Here is an 18,567-nt window from a genome sequence, read left to right as displayed (position 1 = left end):
TGAGTTTGTCTCATGTTGCCCTGTCTGTCGACAATAGCGCCATCTTTTAGAGGGAGCACGACTGTCATGGCATTGGCCCACAACCTCGGTTTTCCGCGCATTGGCGCTGACCGCGAACTGAAAAAAGCACAAGAAGCCTACTGGAAGGGCGATATCGACCAAGCTGGCCTGCATGCGGTGGGACGTGAGTTGCGTGCTCGTCACTGGCAGTTGCAAAAGGACGCGGGTATCGAGTTGCTGCCGGTAGGTGATTTTGCCTGGTATGACCAGGTCCTGAGCCACTCCCTGGCCTTCGGCGCGATCCCCGAGCGCTTCGCTAAGACCCTGGCCAGCAATGGCTTGCCAACCCTCGAAACCCTGTTCGCCATGGCCCGTGGCGCCACCACCTGCTGTGCTGGTGAACACGGCCAGGCGCAATATGCACAAGAACTGACCAAGTGGTTCGACACCAACTATCACTATCTGGTGCCGGAGTTCAGCGCCGACCAGCGCTTCCTGCTCAGTTGGGAACAGTTGTTCGACGAAGTTGCCGAAGCGCAGGCCCTGGGCCACGCGGTCAAACCCGTATTGATCGGACCACTGACCTATCTGTGGCTGGGCAAGGTCAAGGGCGATGAGTTCGACAAGCTCGACTTGCTGGAGCGTCTGTTGCCGGTGTATGGCGAGATCCTCAGCCGCCTGGCGCGCCAGGGAGTGGAGTGGGTGCAGATCGATGAGCCGATCCTCGGCCTGGATCTGCCGCAAGACTGGAAGAACGCTTTCGAGCGCGCCTATCACATCCTTCAGTACTCGCCGTTGAAGAAGCTGGTGGCGACCTACTTCAGTGGCCTGGAAGACAACCTCGGCTTGGCTGTCGGCTTGCCGGTGGATGGCCTGCACGTCGACCTCGTACGTGCTCCGGAGCAATTGCCGGCGGTGCTCGACCGTCTGCCAACGTACAAAGTGCTCTCCCTGGGCGTGGTCAACGGCCGCAACGTCTGGCGTTGTGACCTGGACCAGGCCCTGGAGCAATTGCAGCAGGCCAAACAACGTTTCGGTGCCAATCTCTGGGTCGCCGGTTCCTGCTCGTTGCTGCACAGCCCGGTAGACCTGGCGCGGGAAGACAAGCTCGATGCCGAACTGAAAAGCTGGCTGGCTTTCGCTGCGCAGAAGTGCGAAGAAATTGCAGTACTGGCCAAGGCCCTGGAGGCTCCGCACCTGGCCGAAGTACAAAACGCGCTGGCCAATAGCCGGGCCGTGCAGCACAGCCGTTGCCACTCGCCGCGCATCCATAAACCGCAAGTCCAGGCGCGTCTGGCAGCGGTCACCACCGTGGACAGCCAACGCCAGTCGGCCTTTGCCCAACGTATTGAAGCCCAGCGCAAGCGCCTGCAACTGCCGGCATTCCCGACCACGACCATTGGTTCGTTCCCACAAACCTCGGCAATCCGCCTGGCACGCCAGGCCTACAAGCAGGGCAAACTGTCGGCCAATGACTACACCGACGCGATGCACAGCGAGATCCGCCACGCCGTGCAGGTGCAGGAGCGTCTTGGCCTGGATGTGCTGGTGCACGGTGAGGCTGAGCGCAACGATATGGTCGAGTACTTTGCCGAGCAACTGGAAGGTTACATCTTCACCCGTTTCGGCTGGGTGCAGAGCTATGGTTCGCGTTGCGTCAAGCCAGCGATCATCTACGGTGATCTGAGTCGTCCACAGCCAATGACCGTGGCCTGGATCGAGTATGCCCAGCGCCTGACCAACAAGGTCATGAAAGGCATGCTCACGGGCCCTGTGACCATGCTGATGTGGTCGTTCCCCCGAGAGGACGTGTCGCGCAAGGTGCAGGCTGAGCAGTTGGCCCTGGCCATTCGTGACGAAGTGCAAGACCTGGAAATGGCTGGAATCAAGATCGTGCAGATTGACGAAGCGGCGTTCCGCGAAGGCTTGCCGCTACGCCGGGCGCAATGGCAGGCGTATCTGGACTGGGCTGTTGAGGCCTTCCGTCTGTGTTCCAGTGGCGTGCGCGATGAAACCCAGATTCATACGCACATGTGCTACAGCGAGTTCAACGACGTGATCGAGGCCATCGCGGCGATGGATGCCGACGTGATCACAATCGAGACTTCGCGCTCGGACATGGAGCTGCTGGAGGCGTTCAAAGCCTTTGATTATCCCAACGATATCGGTCCGGGCGTGTATGACATCCACTCACCGCGGGTGCCGGACACCGCTGAAATGGTCAAGTTGATGAGCAAGGCGGTCAAGCGCATCCCGGCCGAGCGCCTGTGGGTCAACCCCGACTGCGGCCTGAAGACCCGGGCTTGGCCGGAGACCGAAGCTGCGCTGGTGAACATGGTCGCCGCTGCTCGGCAACTGCGCAGCGAACTGACCTGAGGCAAGCGGGTGCCATGATTGAGCATCATGGCGCCTACCGCTTAGCGAGTGTCATCAAACGGTCACGGTTTTGTGGCAGCGCGCTCGCATGAAAGTCATCAGACTCCCGCTCTACTGGGGATTTGCATTCTGGTGTTTCTTTCATGCGGGCGTTTTTGTTTTTTCTTGCGCTGATCAGCGCTTTACCTTCTTTTGCGGCCTCGCGTTGCGACGTCAACGTGGCCATCGAACACGTCGAGATCGCACAGCTGAACCTGGCGTACCAGAGCATCGGTCGTGACTCGGACCCGGTGCTGCTGTTGGTCATGGGCCTCGGTGGCCAGTTGATCCATTGGCCCGATGAAGTGGTGGTTGCATTGTGCCAACAAGGTTTTCGGGTGATTCGCTACGACAACCGCGACGTTGGCCTGAGCCGTTGGCGCCAGGCACCGGCCAGCGCCAACCTGACCTACCAATTGCTGCGTTACAAGCTCGGGCTGTCGGTGGCCGCACCCTATACCCTCAACGATATGGCCGAAGATGGCCTGGGGCTGATGGACGCCCTGCGCGTCGAACGCTTCCATGTCCTCGGGGTGAGCATGGGTGGGATGATTGCCCAGCATCTGGCAGCCTTGGCCCCGAAGCGGGTCGAAAGCCTGACTTTGATCATGTCCAGCTCTGGCGCTCAGGGCCTGCCGACACCGAGTCCTGCCTTGGTGCAGTTGCTGGCAAGGCGCGAGGCCGCAAATCGCGAAGCGGCCCTGGAGCAGCAGGCTGACCTGCTGGCAGCGTTGGGCAGCCCACAGGTCAAGGATGATCGTCAGGCGCTGTTGCAGCAGGCGGCGCAATCCTATGACCGGGCCTTCAATCCGGAAGGTGTAAAGCGCCAGATCATGGCGATTGTTGCCGAGCCGAGCCGGGTCGAGTTGCTCAACAACCTGCGTCTGCCGACGCTGGTCGTACATGGCACCGCCGATCCGTTGTTGCCAGTGATGCATGGTGTGCATCTGGCTGCGCACATCCAGGGCAGTCAGCTGCGATTGATTCCGGGGCTGGCCCATCGCTTTCAGGAGCAATTCAAGGCGCCCTTGCTGGCGGCGGTGCTGCCCTATTTGGCGACACAACGGCTGACCGATACCCACCTGGCGGTGTATTGATCGCGGAGCAAGTCGAGCGTCAGTGCAACTTCAGCCAGACACTGACCAGCACCGTCGCCGCCACAAGCCACGCCACTGCCGCAAGCGCCAACGACAGCTCCAGGCGCATGCGGTCCACCAGTACATACAACGCTGCCAGATAGACGAAGTAGGGGATGATCGACCACATGCCGAAGAGGATGGTGGTCTTCAAGTCCTCCAGTGAGCGGCCTTTACCGACGATGTAGTGGGCAATCAGGGCAAAGGTCGGAAACAGCGGGACCAGCCCTGCGATGTAGTAATTACGAGTTTTCGCCAGGGCAGCAAGGATCACTACCACGGCCGCCCCCAGGCAGGCTTTGAGTATCAGATCCACGTGCATTCTCGTTTGATCAGCCGGTCAACCCAGGCCATATTTCTTCACTTTGTCAAACAGGGTGGTCTTGGCCATGCCCAGTTCCTGGCTGGCCTGGCTGAGGTTGCCGCCAGTGCGTTGCAAGGCGTCGCTGAGCAGGTTGCGCTCGAAGGCCTCGACCGCTTCGGCAAAACCCAGGCCCTGGTTGGCACTGGCGCCGGCCTTCTTGAAGGCCGGCAGGCCCAGGGCGTAACGTTCGGCAACGTTGCGCAGCTCACGCACGTTGCCCGGCCAGTCGTGAGCCATCAGGCGCGACAGGGTCTGGCTGTCCAGTTGTGGGACTTCGCGGTCGAAGCGCAATGACGACAACTGCAGGAAGTGCTCGAACAGTTGCAGGATGTCTTCACGGCGCTCGCGCAACGGCGGCAGCTCCAGGGTGACCACGTTGAGGCGGTAGTACAAGTCACTGCGGAACTGTCCGCTCTGGCCCAGGGCGTCGAGGTCGGATTTGGTTGCAGCGATCACCCGGCAGTCCACGGCAATGCTCTGGTTCGAGCCCAGACGTTCCAGGGTCCGCTCCTGCAAGACGCGCAGCAGTTTGATCTGCAGGTTGATCGGCATGCTTTCGACTTCGTCGAGGAACAGCGTGCCACCATTGGCGTGCTCGATCTTGCCGATGCGGCGCTTGCCCGCGCCGGTAAAGGCGTTGGCCTCGTGGCCGAAGATTTCGCTTTCGAACAGGTTCTCTGGCAGGCCGCCGCAGTTCAGGGCGACAAAAGGTTTGCCCTGACGGCGGCTGAAATCGTGCAGGCAGCGGGCAACCAGCTCTTTGCCAGTACCGGTCTCGCCTTCGATCAGGACATTGGCCGAGGTGTCAGCAACGTTGGCGATCAATTCACGCAGATTTTGCATGGCTGGCGAGCGGCCAATGATCCGGCCTTCCAGGGTACTTTGCTCGGCCAGTTGCCGGCGCAAGGCGAAGACCTCCCGGGACAATCCGCGTTGTTCCAGGGCGCGGCGCACTACTTCGACCAGGCGTTCCGGGGCGAAAGGCTTTTCCATGAAATCGTAGGCGCCGTTGCGCATGGCGCCGACGGCCATGTCGATGTCGCCGTGGCCGGTGATCAGCACCACGGGCAGGCTGCTGTCGCGCGCCTTGAGCCGGCTCAGCAGCTCCAGGCCATCGATGCCGGGCAGGCGAATGTCGCTGACCACGATCCCGGCAAAATCATCACCGATACGTTGCAGGGCTTCTTCGGCGCTGCCGACACCTTCGCAGGCGATGTCTTCCAGCGCCAGGGCCTGCTGGCAGCCGAGCAGCACATGCGGGTCGTCTTCGACGATCAGGACGGAAAGGGGCGCTTGGTTCATAGGGACTCGGCAGATTCAATAGGGGCATTGACCAGGGGCAGGGCGAGGACGAACGCCGTGCCGCCACTGGCAGGGTGTTCGACACTCAAACTGCCCTTGGCCGCGGCGGCGAGGCTGGCGGACAGGGTCAGGCCCAGGCCCAGGCCATGCTCGCCCGGCTTGGTGGTGAAAAACGGTTCGAACAGGTGTTTGCGGGCTTCGTCGTCGATGCCATGGCCATTGTCGCGCACCCGCAGGCGATACTTGTCGCCTTGCAGCTCGCCTTCCAGCCACAGCTCGGGCATGGGTTGCGCCGCCATGGCGTCGAGGGCGTTGCCAATCAGGTTGACCAGGATCTGTTCCAGGCGGGTCTGGTCGATAGCCAGTTGTTGGTCGTCGAACTGGCTGTTCAGTTTCAGGTGGCAGCCGGCAATACGGTTGCCGAGCACCTGCAGGCTGGCGTCCACCGCCTTGGCCAGCGAGGCCTGGCCGCTGTCGTCACCACGGCGGGCAAAGGAGCGCAGACTGGCGGTGATCCGGCCCATGCGGTCGATCAGGTCGTTCATGGTACGCAGGTTGGTACTGGCGGTTTCGAGGGCGCCGCGCTCGAGAAAGCGCACGGTGTTACCCGACAGCGTACGCAGCGCCGCCAGCGGCTGGTTCAGTTCATGGGCGATACTGGTGGACATCTGGCCGATGGCCGCGAGTTTTCCGGCCTGGACCAGTTCGTCCTGGGCATGGCGCAGGGTCTGCTCGGCCTGCCGGCGCTCACGGATCTGGCCCTTGAGACGATCGTTGCTGGCGCGCAGGTCGGCGGTGCGTTCGGTGATCTTGCGCTCCAGTTGGCTGTTGGCTTCTTCAAGCGCCTCTCGGGCAGCCAGGCGCGTGGCGATGACCTTGCGCCGTTCGTTCCAGGCTATCAGCACAATGGCCAGCAGGGCGAAGGCCACGGCGACCAGCACGCCCTGGATGATCGACTCGCGGCGCAGGTCCTGCAATGGCGTGAGCAGGGTGAAATGCCACGGCGTATCGCTCAGGCGTCGGGTCTGAGCCAGGTAGGCAACTTCGCGGCGACCGTCGCCCAGCTCGGCGTTGGCCGGGAAGCTGAGTTTCTCGACACCGTCGGCGAGCTTTTCCCGCGACAAGGGTTGCAGCTCGTTGAGCGGCCACCAGTAGTACTGCAGGCTGCGGGCCAGGCGTTCCTTGATTTCCGGGGTCAGCGGGCGCACCGACTTGAGCCGCCGCGCCGGATCACTGGAGAGGATGATGATGCCATTCTCGTCACTGACGAAGGCTTCCAGGCGTGCCCGTTGCCAGCGCTCTTCCATGTTTTCCAGACGCACCTTGATCACCGCCACGCCGATGATCTTGCCGTGTTCTTCCAGCCCATGTGCAAGGTAGTAGCCAGGCTCGCCGGTGGTGCTGCCGATACCATAGAAGCGTCCAGGCTGGCCGCGTACGGCGTGCTGGAAGTAGGCACGGAACGACAGGTCCTCACCGAGGAAGCTGTCGACATCGCGCCAGTTGCTGGTGGCCTGGACCCGGCCGCTGGTATCGAGGACGAAGATCGCCCGGCTGCGGCTGCGCCGGTTCAGGCCTTCGAGGTATTCGTTGACCGTCTGGCGATGTTCACCGTCGGTTTCGGTCAGCAGGCTGGAGACGCTGTTTTCCAGTTCCAGCAAGCTGGGCAGGTAGGTGTACTTGCTGATTTCGCTCTCGACGCCGCGCGCGTGCAACTCGAGCTGGCGCTCGCCGGATTCGCTCAAGGTGCGAATGCCGTTGTGCTCGCTGATCATGAAGCCGGCCACACCCAGGCCGATCATCAACAGGATGATCAAGGGCGGCATCAGCAGTTGGCGGATCAGACGGGGTTTCACGGCAAGGGCAGGCTTGGCTGGGCGAAAGAGCGTGGGATCGCATTTCATCACAGTGGCCTTGGTACGACCAGCATCCTCTGCCCGGCGTATAGCGGACAGAGGGTGCTGATCATCACCTCAGTGTTGCAGGATTTTGCCGAGGAAGTGCTGGGTACGCTCATGGCGCGCGCTTGGGTCGCCGAAGAAGGCTTCCTTCTGACAGTCCTCGATGATCTTGCCCTGGTCCATGAAAATCACTCGGTTGGCGACCTTGCGGGCAAAGCCCATTTCGTGGGTCACACACATCATGGTCATGCCTTCATGAGCCAGTTCGACCATTACATCCAGTACTTCGTTGACCATTTCCGGGTCCAGTGCCGAGGTCGGTTCGTCGAACAGCATGACGATCGGGTCCATCGACAGGGCGCGGGCGATGGCCACACGCTGTTGCTGACCACCGGAGAGTTGCCCCGGGTGCTTCTTGGCGTGGGCGCTGAGGCCTACACGCTCGAGCAGGGCCAGGCCTTTTTTGGTCGCTTCCGCTTCACTGCGGCCGAGCACTTTGCGCTGGGCAATGGTCAGGTTCTCGGTAATGGTCAGGTGCGGGAACAGCTCGAAGTGCTGGAACACCATGCCGACCCGCGAGCGCAACTTGGGCAGGTTGGTTTTCGGATCGGCGATCGACGTGCCGTCAACAACGATGTCACCCTTCTGGAAAGGCTCCAGGGCGTTGACGCACTTGATCAGGGTCGACTTGCCCGAGCCGGACGGGCCACAAACGACCACCACTTCGCCTTTCTTGACTTCGGTGTTGCAGTCGGTCAGAACCTGGAAGTCGCCGTACCACTTGTTGACGTTCTTGATGGAAATCATACGGTTATCCTTTTCTGCAGACGCTTGACCAGCCAGGAAGCGGAGAAGCTGATGATGAAGTAGACGACGCCGGCGAACACCAGGAACTCATTAGAGCGTCCGATGATGTCACCACTGGCACGTGCCGAGTTGAGGAAGTCGACCAGGCCGACGGTGTAGACCAGCGAGGTGTCCTGGAACAGGATGATGCTCTGCTGCAGCAGCAGCGGGGTCATCTTGCGAAACGCCTGGGGCAGGATGATCAGGCGCATGGTCTGACCGTAGGTCATGCCCAGGGCTTGTGCCGCGCCCATCTGGCCCTTGGAGATCGACTGTACGCCAGCCCGGACGATTTCGCAGAAGTAGGCCGCCTCAAACATCATGAAGGCCACGACGCAGGAGGTGAAAGCGCCGATCGGGGTATCTTCGCCAGTGATCCAGCGCAGTACGAACGGCACCGCCAGGTAGAACCAGGTGATTACCAGCAGCAACGGGATGGAGCGGAAGTAGTTGACGTAGGCGCCGGCGAAGTTCGCCAGCAGCTTGTTCGACGACAGCCGCATCAAGGCCAGGAGGGTGCCGAGGATGATACCGCCGACAACGCCCATGACCATCAGTTGCAGGGTCATCACCATGCCGTTCCACAGGCCCGGCAGGGCGGGAATGATTCCACTGAAGTCCATTATTATTTGCCCCCCACGGAGATCAGGCCGGGTACCGCGACTTTCTTCTCGACCATGCGCATCAGCAACATCAGACCCATGTTCAGGGTGAAGTAGATCAGTGTCGCCAGGGTGAAGGCTTCAAACAGGTTGGCCGAAAACTCGGCGGTCTGTTTGGTCTGTGCCAGCAGCTCCATCAGGCCGATCAGCGAGGCCACCGAGGAGTTCTTGAACACGTTCAAAAATTCCGAGGTCAGTGGCGGAATGATGATCCGGTAGGCTTGCGGCAGCAGCACGTTCCAGTACACCTGCGGCAGGCTGAAGCCCATGGCGCGGGCGGCGGCTTCCTGGCCGCGCGGCAGCGCCTGGATACCGGTGCGCACTTGTTCGCAGACACGCGCGGCGGTGAACAGACCCAGGCAGATGACCACGCTGATCAATGCCGAGGTCGTTGGATTCAGGTCCTGTTTGAACCATTCCTGCAAGCCTTCAGGCAGCAGGTCAGGGACCAGGAAGTACCAGATGAACAGCTGCACCAGCAGCGGTACATTACGAAACAGTTCCACATAGCATGTGGCAAAGCCCGATACCAGGCGGTTCGGGACAGTACGCATGACACCGAGCACGGAGCCCAGCAGCAGTGCGATGATCCAGGCGGCGATAGCAATGGCGATGGTCCAGCCCAGGCCGGTAAAGTACCAGTCCAGATAGGTTTCGCTGCCTACGCCAGTGGACTTGAAGAATACGCCCCAGTCCCAGTTGTAATTCATCGGGATCTCCCCTCAGATCGGTTGTTTCACGGGCACCTTCGAGCATCCGGGGGCGCAAAGCGCCCTCGGATGAAAGGTTAGACACTAACTAGCTGGGGATCAGGACTTCTTTTCGTCTGCAGCTTTGTCGGTAGGATTGGCGATCAGCGCCTTGAGCTCGTCGCTCATCGGGAACATCAGGTTCAGGCCCTTTGGCGGGACAGGCTGATTGAACCACTTGTCGTAGATCTTGTTGATCTCGCCCGACTTGTAGAGGGCCACGATGGCTTTGTCGACGGCTGCCTTGAATGGCGCGTCGTCCTTGCGGACCATGCAGCCGTAGATTTCATAGGACTGCGGCGTGCCGACGATCGCCCAGCCTTTTGGATCCTTGGCCTTGGCCATTTCGCCGGCGAGCAGGGCGTCGTCCATCATGAAGGCCACGGCGCGGCCGGACTCTAGCATCTGGAAGGATTCACCGTGGTCCTTGGCCGAGATGACGTTCATCTTCATCTGCTTGTCGGCGTTCATCGACTTGAGGATGCGCTCGGAAGTGGTACCCGCGGTGGTCACCACGTTCTTGCCTGCCAGGTCAGGGAAGTCCTTGTACTTGGCGTTTTCGGGCTTGCCGTCTTGTGCTTTGGTCAGCAGGCGAGTACCCACTTCAAAGATACCGACCGAGAAAGCCACTTGCTGCTGGCGCTCGACGTTGTTGGTGGTCGAACCACATTCGACGTCAACGGTGCCGTTCTGTACCAGCGGAATACGGGTCTGGGAGGTGACCAGGTTGTATTTGACCTTCAGGTCCGGCTTGTTCAGGTCCTTTTTCAAGGCCTCGACGATGGCCAACTGGATGTCATGGGAGTAACCGACGGGTTTACCCGAAGCGTCGGCGATGTAGGAGAACGGGATGGAAGCGTCGCGGTGCCCCAGAGTAATGGTGCCCGAGTCGTTGATTTTCTTCAGGGTGCCGGTCAGCTCTGCGGCGGTGACTGGCGTGCTGATCAAAGCGGCCGTGATGGCTGCGCCCAACAGGTGGGGAACGATACGCATCAAAATTTCCTCGACGTTGTTTTTTTTATGGAGCCGTTGGCCGGCTCTTTCGTTCAGCGAACACTGCAATGAAGCGGTTTGCGCATTCGGGTACTGAGTGTAGAGCATGAGTCGTGCCAAGCCCTGACTTTGATCATAACGCCGTGAAAAGACTGGGTATTAAACTTTTTTGACGCTTTGCTGGTGGGGTGATTCGTCCGGCTTGCCGAATGAGTGGGTGTGCGCTGTTCGGAAAACCGAATGAATGAGTGTGCGATCGCAGAGCAAGCCCGCTCCGACAGATGGCGCTGGCTTGCTCTGCGATGTGGATCAGGCCTCAGGCAGCCTGAACGCGGGCTCGATTCAATTCCAGGCGCTGAAGATAGTCCCGCAGTGCCTGCTGTTCCGCCGCCGTGGTGAACAACCCCAGCTTGCTGCGACGCCACAGGATGTCATCGGCACTGACTGCCCACTCTTCGCTACACAGATAATCCACCTCGCGGGTGAACAAGCCCCCGCCAATGGCTTCGCCCAAGTCCGCAGGACCCTGTACGCCTTCGAGCAAGCGCCACACGCGACTGCCGTAAGTGAGGGCCCAACGCTTGGCAATTTCCGCCGGCAGCCAGCCGCAACGCGCCAGGATGGCATCCGCCAGGGCTTGCGGGGTGGTCATGTCTTCTCCGCCCGGTAGCGTTGCGCTGGCAGTCCAGCTTCCGCGCATCTGGGTGAAGAAAGGGGCGAGCTGGGCCATGGCCGACTCGGCCAGCTTGCGGTAGGTGGTCAGCTTGCCGCCGAATACCGACAGCAACGGGGCCTCGCCTGAACTGGAGGAGAGTGCCAGGGTGTAGTCGCGGGTCACCGCCGACGGGTTATCGGATTCGTCATTGCACAGTGGGCGCACACCGGCGTAGGTATGCAGGATATCGGCGCGGCTGAGCTGATGGTTGAAATGCTCGTTGACCACGTTGAGCAGGTAGTCGGTCTCGCCTTCAGTGATCGCCACCTTGGCCGGGTCACCGGTGTACTCGCGGTCAGTGGTACCGATCAGGGTGAAACGCTCCAGGTACGGAATCGCGAACACGATCCGCTGGTCTTCGTTCTGCAGGATGTAGGCATGGTCGCCGTCATACAGCTTCGGCACGATCAGGTGGCTGCCTTGAATCAGGCGAATGCCGTATGGCGCGTCGAGCTTGAGGTCATCTTCAATGAACTTGGCCACCCAGGGGCCGGCCGCATTGACCAGGGCGCGGGCCTGGATCGTCTGTTGGCTGCCGTCGGCGTGTTCCAGCTCCACGTTCCACACGCCATCGACCCGTTGCGCGCTGACGCAACGGGTACGGGTACGGATGTCGGCACCTTGTTCTCGGGCGGCCATGGCGTTGAGTACCACCAGGCGGGCGTCATCCACAGCGCAGTCGGCGTATTCGAAACCGCGGGTGATCACAGGTTTGAGCGGGTTCCCCGGACCGAAGCGCAGGCTGCGTGAGGCGCCGAGCTGCTTGCGTTTGCCCAGGTGATCGTAAAGAAACAGGCCGGCACGGATCATCCAGGCTGGGCGCAGGTGTGGGCGGTGCGGCAGGACGAAACGCATAGGCTTGACAATATGTGGAGCCTTGGCCAGCAGTACTTCACGCTCGGCCAGGGCTTCTCGCACCAGGCGGAATTCGTAGTGCTCCAGGTAGCGCAGGCCGCCGTGGATCAATTTGCTGCTGGCTGAAGAGGTGTGGCTGGCCAGGTCGTCTTTTTCGCAGAGGAACACCGACAGGCCGCGTCCGGCCGCATCGGCGGCGATGCCCACGCCGTTGATGCCGCCGCCGATTACGGCGAGGTCATAGATAACGGCAAGGGCGGGCGATGACAGGCTGGATTGCGGCACAGGTGGCTTCCTCAAAGACTTTCTAACATCGAATTTGAACATTGATGTTCATTTTCGAAAATACTAGCGCAACAGAATGCTGCCTGCCAGTCGCTTTCCATAGAAAATACTGATCGGATGACAATTAAATGAAAAATAACGAACATTTGTGCTGCCACCATTGCGGTGGCAGCTGCTGACTCAAACCACTTCCAGGCGAATTTTGTACTGGTTGAGCAGTTGAGTGAGGGCCGGCACCGGTGCCTGGTCGGTGACCAGGCAATTGATCAGGCTGATCGAGCCCAGGCGAACCATGGCGTTGCGGCCGAACTTGCTGGAGTCGGCGGCGAGGATTACCTGGCGGGCATTGGCGATGATCGCCTGGGAAACCCGTACTTCCTGATAGTCGAAATCCAGCAGGCTGCCGTCTTCGTCGATACCGCTGATACCGACAAGGGCGAAGTCGACCTTGAACTGGTTGATGAAGTCGACACTGGCCTGGCCGACCACACCGCCATCGCGGCGCACATTGCCACCGGCGAGCAACACTTCGAAGTCATCCTTGGCGCTGAGGATCGAGGCCACGTGCAGGTTGTTGGTGATGATTTTCAGGTGGTTGTGGTTGAGCAGGGCGCGAGCGATGGATTCGGTGGTGGTGCCGATGTTGATGAACAGCGAGGCATGGTCGGGAATCTGCGCAGCGATGGCCTCGGCAATCCGCTGCTTCTCGTCGCGCATCTGATCGGCGCGCATTGCGTAGGCGGTGTTCTCGATGCTCGAGTCGTAGGCGGCGCCACCGTGATAGCGGCGAAGCAGATTGACCTCCGCAAGCTGATTGATATCACGGCGGATGGTTTGCGGGGTGACGACGAATAGCTGCGCCATTTCCTCGATACTGACGTAGCCGCGTTCGCGGACCAGTTCGAGGATTTGTTGTTGGCGGGGAGGCAGGTTCATGGGCGGTCCTTTTGGGCTGCCGGGCAAATTGCGCCATGAAAGCAGCTCAAGCTACAAGCTGCAAGCCACAAAATGATCGGCGCCCCAAGCACTTGCAGCTTGCAGCTTGCTACTACCGTTTACTCCTCGTGCGGCTCCCAATCTCGCGTACGGTCCACCGCCTTCAACCAGCCGGCATAAAGCTTCTCTTTGGCCGCTTCATCCAGTTGCGGAGTGAACTCGCGTTCGATGATTGCCTTGCCACGCAGCTCATCCAGGCTGCTCCAGAAGCCGCACGCCAGGCCTGCCAGGTAGGCGGCGCCCAGGGCGGTGGTTTCGCGCATCTGCGGACGCTCGACACAGGTGCCGAGGATGTCAGCCTGGAACTGCATGAGGAAGTTGTTGGCCACCGCGCCGCCGTCCACGCGCAGTTCGCTCAGGCGCTGGCCGCAGTCTTGCTGCATGGCGTCGAGGACGTCACGGGTCTGATAGGCGATCGATTCCAGAGCGGCGCGGATGATGTGATCGACCTTGACCCCGCGGGTCAGGCCAAACAGTGCGCCACGGGCGTAAGGATCCCAGTAGGGAGCGCCGAGGCCAGTGAAGGCCGGTACCAGGTAGACGCCGTTGCTGTCCTTGACCTTGCTGGCGAAGTACTCAGTGTCATGGGCGTCATTGACGATTTTCAGTTCGTCACGCAGCCATTGCACGGTGGAGCCGCCGTTGAATACAGCGCCCTCCAGAGCGTAAGCCACTTCGCCACGGGGGCCGCAGGCGATAGTGGTGAGCAGGCCATGGGACGATTTCACCGCTTTGTCGCCGGTGTTCATCAGCAGGAAGCAGCCAGTACCGTAGGTGTTTTTGGCCTGGCCCGGCTCAACGCACATCTGGCCGAACAGGGCGGCTTGCTGGTCGCCAGCAATACCGGCAATGGCGATACCGCTCTTGCTGTAGCCGTAGACTTCCGAAGAGCTGCGCACCTCGGGCAGCATCTGCCGCGGGATGTTCAGGACCTGCAGCATCTTCTCATCCCACTCTAGGGAATGGATGTTGAAGAGCATGGTCCGCGAGGCGTTGGTGTAGTCAGTGACATGCACTTTGCCGCCGGAGAATTTCCAGATCAGCCAGCTGTCGACGGTGCCGAAGAGCAGCTCACCGCGCTCTGCGCGCTCACGGGCGCCTTCGACGTTGTCGAGGATCCACTTGAGCTTGGTGCCGGAGAAGTACGGGTCAGTGACCAGGCCGGTGGTTTCGCGAATGTAGTCCTGCAGGCCTTCGCGCTTGAGCTGTTCGCAGATCTCGGTACTGCGTCGGCATTGCCAGACGATGGCGTTGTACACCGGACGGCCGGTTTCCTTGTCCCAGACCACGGTGGTTTCACGCTGGTTGGTGATGCCGATGGCAGCCACCTGGTCATGGCTCAGGCCTGCCTGGGCCAGGGCCTCGACCATGGTTGCGCTCTGGGTGGCGAAGATTTCCATGGGGTCGTGCTCGACCCAGCCCGCTTGCGGGTAGTGTTGTGCGAATTCACGCTGCGAGGTGCCTACCACGTTGGCATCGCGGTCGAAAATGATGGCCCGCGAACTGGTCGTGCCCTGGTCCAGGGCAATGATGTAGTTCTTGTTCTGCGTGTCTGTCATGTCGTTGGCCTTGCACTCAATAGGGTAGTTATCAGGGCAGGGCGAGCCTGGCTCGCCAGTTCGGCATCAGGATGCCTGGGTCTTGCCCTGAGGGTTGGCGTCGGTCTGGGCGTTCTCGCTCTCGGCAACCGGCAGGTTGCGGGCGATCACGCCGCGGTACAGGGCGGCACCAAGGCTCGCCCCTATGATCGGCGCAAAAATCGGAATCAGGAAATAGGGAATATCACGACCGCCAGTAAAGGCGACTTCGCCCCATCCGGCGAGGAATGTCATCAGCTTGGGCCCCAAGTCGCGGGCCGGGTTCATCGCAAAGCCGGTCAGCGGGCCCATGGCGCTACCGATCACGGCGATCAGCAGGCCGATCAGCAACGGTGCCATGGCTCCGCGGGGCAGACCGTTGTTGTCGTCGGTCAGGGCCATGATCACCGCCATCAGTACGGCGGTGATGATCACCTCGACCAGGAATGCCTGGCCGGTGGACAGCGCCGGGTGTGGGTAGGTGGAGAACACCGAAGCCAACTCGAGGCTGGCCTGGCTGCCGCGAATCATTTCATGGGCTTGTTCGTAATCGAAGAACAGGTTGCTGTACAGCGTATAGACCAGGGCGGCGCCACAGAAGGCCCCGGCAATCTGGGCGACGATATAGAACGGCAGTTTGTGCTTCTCGAATCCGGCGAACAACCACAAGGCGATGCTTACTGCAGGGTTCAGGTGAGCGCCGGAAACCCCGGCGGTCAGGTAGATCGCCATGCTTACGCCGACGCCCCAGATGATGCTGATTTCCCACAGGCCAAAGCTGGCACCTGCGACTTTGAGCGCAGCCACGCAGCCAGTGCCGAAAAATATCAGCAGGGCGGTGCCGAGAAACTCGGCCAGGCATTGGCTGGATAATGTTGGTTGTTGCAGAGCTGTCGTCATCGGTTACCTCGGTTTTTGTTGTTGTGAGGCGCAGTCAGCGCTCGACAAAAGCCCGACAGAAATCCCCATTTCGGTCGGGCAGGCTGCAAAGAATGCACCTTATCGGGGCATTGCTATATTCATATTCGAAAAAATATAGACAAGAAACGCTTATGTCAAAGGTCGAAAGTGAACCGGCGTTCACAAACTGACTATTGGTGGCGGTTGTGGGTATTGGTTGCTGCTGGGGTTTTGCCCTAAAGTAGCTGGCGAAATGGCATTCACTTTCTGTTTGGAGTCCTGCATGACCCCTGCCCTGGATCTGCTGAAGAAGGTTCGCGCCGAACATCACATCCACAGTTATGAACATGATCCCAAAGCTGCGTCCTACGGGCTCGAAGCGGCTGAGAAACTCGACCTTGAGCCGGTGCGGGTGTTCAAGACCTTGTTGGCGAGCAGCGAAAAAGGCGAGTTGCTAGTGGCCGTGGTCCCGGTGGTCGGTAGTCTGGATCTGAAGGGGCTGGCCCATGCCGCTGGGGTGAAAAAGTGCGAAATGGCCGATCCGGCTGCAGCCCAGCGTTCGACGGGGTATCTATTGGGCGGGATCAGCCCACTGGGGCAGAAGAAGCGTCTGCGCACGTTTATTGATCAGTCAGCTCGATCTTTTGGAACTATTTTTGTCAGCGCTGGCCGGCGTGGGCTGGAAGTTGAGTTGTCTGCGGCCGTGCTGGCTGAGCACACTCAGGCGAAGTTCGCCGAAATTGCCCGTAGCTGAAAGCATCGCGGGTGTAAGCCCGCGATGGGCGTGTCAGACCGCCGAGCTATAGCGCCGAACACCGTTCTCCGGTACTGGCAACTGCGCAGCAACACTGCCCGGTACTGCAAACAGCACCAGATGATCCGCGGCCACTTCGATGCCTACCTCAGCGCCGACCTGATGGTCGATATGGCTAGGGAAAATCGCTTCGAGCTGGCTGCCGGTCGGCAGTTGCAGGCGATAGAGGGTCGATGCACCGAGGAAACTCTTGCCGATGATCAGCGCCTTGAGTGCGCTGTGTGGTGCATGAATGATGTCGTCCGGACGCAGCAGGACATCGACCGCGCAGCCAGGGGTGAAGGTATAGGCGCGGTTGCCACGCAGCTCGCCCAGTTCGGTTTGCACCGACTCCGGGCTGGTCAACTGGCCACGAATGAAGTAGCCCTGGCCAATGAAGCTGGCTACGAATGGCGTCAGGGGTTCGTGATAGAGGTTGTAGGGGGTATCCCATTGCTCCAGGCGGCCTTCTTTGAAGACGCCGACGTGATCACTGACGGCAAAGGCTTCTTCCTGGTCGTGGGTGACCAGAATGGCACTGGTGCCACGGCTTTTGAGAATATCGCGGACCTCATGGCTCAGGCGCCGGCGCAGTTCTACGTCGAGGTTGGAGAAGGGCTCGTCGAGCAGCAGTAGTTGCGGCTCGGGGGCTAATGCGCGGGCCAAGGCCACACGCTGCTGCTGGCCGCCGGAGAGCTCGTGCGGGTAGCGTTTGCCGAGCCCGCCAAGCTTGACCAGTTCGAGCATCTCCGCCACGACGTGTTGCTGCTGTGGGTGCTTGCCGATACCGAAGGCGATGTTCTCGGCCACGGTCAGATGCGGGAACAGCGCGTAGTCCTGGAACACCATGCCGATCCGGCGTTTTTCCGGAGCCAGGGTAAACCCGGCCTTGGAGATGACTGCGCCGCCCAACTGGATCTCACCTTCGTGCACCGGCTCGAAACCGGCGATCGCTCGCAAGGTAGTGGTTTTGCCGCACCCCGACGAGCCCAGCAGGCAACCGATGTCGCCGGCGTTGAGGTGCAGGTTGAGTTTCTGGACGATGCGCTGCTCGCCATAGCCGCAGGCGAGGTTGCGCAGGTTAAGCAGTAAAGGCTGACTCATGCGTGGTGATAGGCCGGTTCAACAAGAAATTCGAGAAGTGCCTTCTGTGCATGCAGACGGTTTTCAGCTTGATCCCAGGCGACCGAGCGTGGGTCGTCGAGCAGGTCCAGGCTGATCTCCTCGCCACGGTGGGCGGGCAGGCAGTGCATGAACAGGGCATCGGGTGCTGCCAGGTCGAGCAGTTCGCGCGTTACCTGGTAAGGCGCGAACAAGGCCAGACGCCGTGCAGTTTCCTCCTCCTGACCCATGGAAGTCCAGACATCGGTGCTCACCAGGTGCGCTCCGCGCACTGCATCTTTGGGTTCGCGGAAGATCTGCACGCGGTCGCCGGCCTTGGCCAGGAACTGTGGGTTGGGCTCGAATTCGGCCGGGCAGGCGATACGCAGCTGGAAGTCGAAACGGATCGCCGCTTCTATATAGCTGTTGCACATATTGTTGCCATCACCGATCCAGGCCACGGTCTTGCCCTGGATCGCACCGCGATGCTCAAGGAAGGTTTGCATGTCGGCCAGCAGCTGGCAGGGGTGCAGGTCGTCCGACAGGCCATTGATCACCGGCACGCGGGAGTTGGCGGCGAATTCGGTCAGGGTGCTATGGGCAAAGGTACGGATCATCACCGCATCGAGCATGCGCGACATGACAATGGCGCAGTCGCCGATCGGCTCGCCGCGTCCCAGCTGGGTGTCGCGCGGGGACAGGAAGATGGCCTGGCCGCCGAGCTGGATCATGCCGGCTTCGAACGACAGCCGGGTACGGGTCGAGGATTTTTCGAAGATCATCCCCAGTACGCGATTCTTCAGGGGCTCGAACAGTACGCCGCGGTTACGCAGGTCCTTCAGCTCGATACCTCGACGGATCACACTGAGCAGTTCGTCGGGTGTGAAGTCCATCAGGGAGAGAAAGTGCCTAGCGCTCATGTTTGACTACCTTTTTGCAACAGACCACAGGTCAACAATGCCGGTTTTCAGAAACAA

Annotated in this window: 16 protein-coding genes; 3 read left to right on the top strand and 13 right to left on the bottom strand. The window is 60.6% G+C overall.

Annotated features, from left to right (window positions below; translation table 11 throughout):
- Window positions 1–66 precede the first annotated feature (66 nt).
- Window positions 67–2,376, top strand: a complete 2,310-nt coding sequence (gene metE, locus ACRESH_RS09045; protein WP_431741664.1) for a 5-methyltetrahydropteroyltriglutamate--homocysteine S-methyltransferase — start codon at window positions 67–69, stop codon at window positions 2,374–2,376.
- A gap of 143 nt (window positions 2,377–2,519) precedes the next feature.
- The gene (locus tag ACRESH_RS09040) at window positions 2,520–3,512 is read left to right on the top strand and encodes an alpha/beta fold hydrolase (RefSeq protein ID WP_431741663.1); all 993 of its coding nucleotides are present in this window, start codon (window positions 2,520–2,522) and stop codon (window positions 3,510–3,512) included.
- Window positions 3,513–3,531: 19 nt separating this feature from the next.
- Here ACRESH_RS09040 and ACRESH_RS09035 read toward each other — a convergent pair whose 3' ends face one another.
- From ACRESH_RS09035 to ACRESH_RS08985, 11 genes are all read right to left on the bottom strand, one after another.
- Window positions 3,532–3,858 carry a GlpM family protein gene (locus ACRESH_RS09035; RefSeq protein ID WP_431741695.1) on the bottom strand — a complete coding sequence of 109 codons (327 nt, stop codon included), beginning with the start codon at window positions 3,856–3,858 and terminating at the stop codon, window positions 3,532–3,534.
- 33 nt (window positions 3,859–3,891) lie between these two features.
- Window positions 3,892–5,217 (bottom strand): sigma-54-dependent transcriptional regulator, encoded by a 1,326-nt coding sequence (locus tag ACRESH_RS09030; RefSeq protein WP_431741662.1) that lies wholly within the window; start codon window positions 5,215–5,217, stop codon window positions 3,892–3,894.
- On the bottom strand, window positions 5,214–7,121 hold the full coding sequence (locus tag ACRESH_RS09025) for a sensor histidine kinase (RefSeq protein WP_431741661.1): 1,908 nt from the start codon (window positions 7,119–7,121) through the stop codon (window positions 5,214–5,216). The genes ACRESH_RS09030 and ACRESH_RS09025 overlap by 4 nt, the downstream gene beginning before the upstream one ends.
- Before the next feature lie 69 nt (window positions 7,122–7,190).
- Entirely contained in the window at window positions 7,191–7,925 is a 735-nt protein-coding gene (locus ACRESH_RS09020) for an amino acid ABC transporter ATP-binding protein (protein WP_431741660.1), read from the bottom strand.
- Complete coding sequence (locus tag ACRESH_RS09015; RefSeq protein ID WP_431741694.1) at window positions 7,922–8,590, bottom strand: amino acid ABC transporter permease; 669 nt, start codon at window positions 8,588–8,590, stop codon at window positions 7,922–7,924. The genes ACRESH_RS09020 and ACRESH_RS09015 overlap by 4 nt, the downstream gene beginning before the upstream one ends.
- Window positions 8,590–9,336, bottom strand: a complete 747-nt coding sequence (locus tag ACRESH_RS09010) for an amino acid ABC transporter permease (protein WP_431741659.1) — start codon at window positions 9,334–9,336, stop codon at window positions 8,590–8,592. The genes ACRESH_RS09015 and ACRESH_RS09010 overlap by 1 nt, the downstream gene beginning before the upstream one ends.
- Before the next feature lie 99 nt (window positions 9,337–9,435).
- A complete protein-coding gene (locus tag ACRESH_RS09005; protein WP_431741658.1) occupies window positions 9,436–10,368 on the bottom strand; it encodes a glutamate/aspartate ABC transporter substrate-binding protein in 933 nt (310 codons plus the stop codon).
- A gap of 316 nt (window positions 10,369–10,684) precedes the next feature.
- Window positions 10,685–12,223: a glycerol-3-phosphate dehydrogenase gene (glpD, locus tag ACRESH_RS09000; protein ID WP_431741657.1), complete on the bottom strand. Its 1,539-nt coding sequence runs from the start codon at window positions 12,221–12,223 to the stop codon at window positions 10,685–10,687.
- A 180-nt stretch (window positions 12,224–12,403) separates the two neighbouring features.
- Window positions 12,404–13,159 carry a DeoR/GlpR family transcriptional regulator gene (locus tag ACRESH_RS08995; protein ID WP_431741656.1) on the bottom strand — a complete coding sequence of 252 codons (756 nt, stop codon included), beginning with the start codon at window positions 13,157–13,159 and terminating at the stop codon, window positions 12,404–12,406.
- A 119-nt stretch (window positions 13,160–13,278) separates the two neighbouring features.
- Window positions 13,279–14,778 carry a glycerol kinase GlpK gene (gene glpK / locus ACRESH_RS08990; protein ID WP_431741655.1) on the bottom strand — a complete coding sequence of 500 codons (1,500 nt, stop codon included), beginning with the start codon at window positions 14,776–14,778 and terminating at the stop codon, window positions 13,279–13,281.
- A 66-nt stretch (window positions 14,779–14,844) separates the two neighbouring features.
- Window positions 14,845–15,696, bottom strand: coding sequence for an MIP/aquaporin family protein (locus ACRESH_RS08985; protein ID WP_431741654.1), 852 nt, complete (start codon window positions 15,694–15,696; stop codon window positions 14,845–14,847).
- A 283-nt stretch (window positions 15,697–15,979) separates the two neighbouring features.
- Between ACRESH_RS08985 and ybaK the strand changes: the two genes are divergently transcribed.
- Entirely contained in the window at window positions 15,980–16,450 is a 471-nt protein-coding gene (gene ybaK, locus ACRESH_RS08980; RefSeq protein ID WP_431741653.1) for a Cys-tRNA(Pro) deacylase, read from the top strand.
- A gap of 33 nt (window positions 16,451–16,483) precedes the next feature.
- Here the strand turns inward: ybaK and ACRESH_RS08975 are convergent, their stop codons facing one another.
- Together ACRESH_RS08975 and argF are read right to left on the bottom strand one after the other, a co-directional pair.
- The gene (locus ACRESH_RS08975; protein WP_431741652.1) at window positions 16,484–17,593 is read right to left on the bottom strand and encodes an ABC transporter ATP-binding protein; all 1,110 of its coding nucleotides are present in this window, start codon (window positions 17,591–17,593) and stop codon (window positions 16,484–16,486) included.
- Window positions 17,590–18,510, bottom strand: a complete 921-nt coding sequence (gene argF / locus ACRESH_RS08970; protein WP_431741651.1) for an ornithine carbamoyltransferase — start codon at window positions 18,508–18,510, stop codon at window positions 17,590–17,592. Before argF ends, ACRESH_RS08975 begins: the two co-directional genes overlap by 4 nt.
- Window positions 18,511–18,567 lie beyond the last annotated feature (57 nt).

This window comes from Pseudomonas sp. (genome assembly GCF_050739775.1).
Lineage (GTDB): Bacteria > Pseudomonadota > Gammaproteobacteria > Pseudomonadales > Pseudomonadaceae > Aquipseudomonas.
Note: the sequence above shows the minus strand (reverse complement) of the source record. Positions and strands in the feature narration are given on the sequence as shown.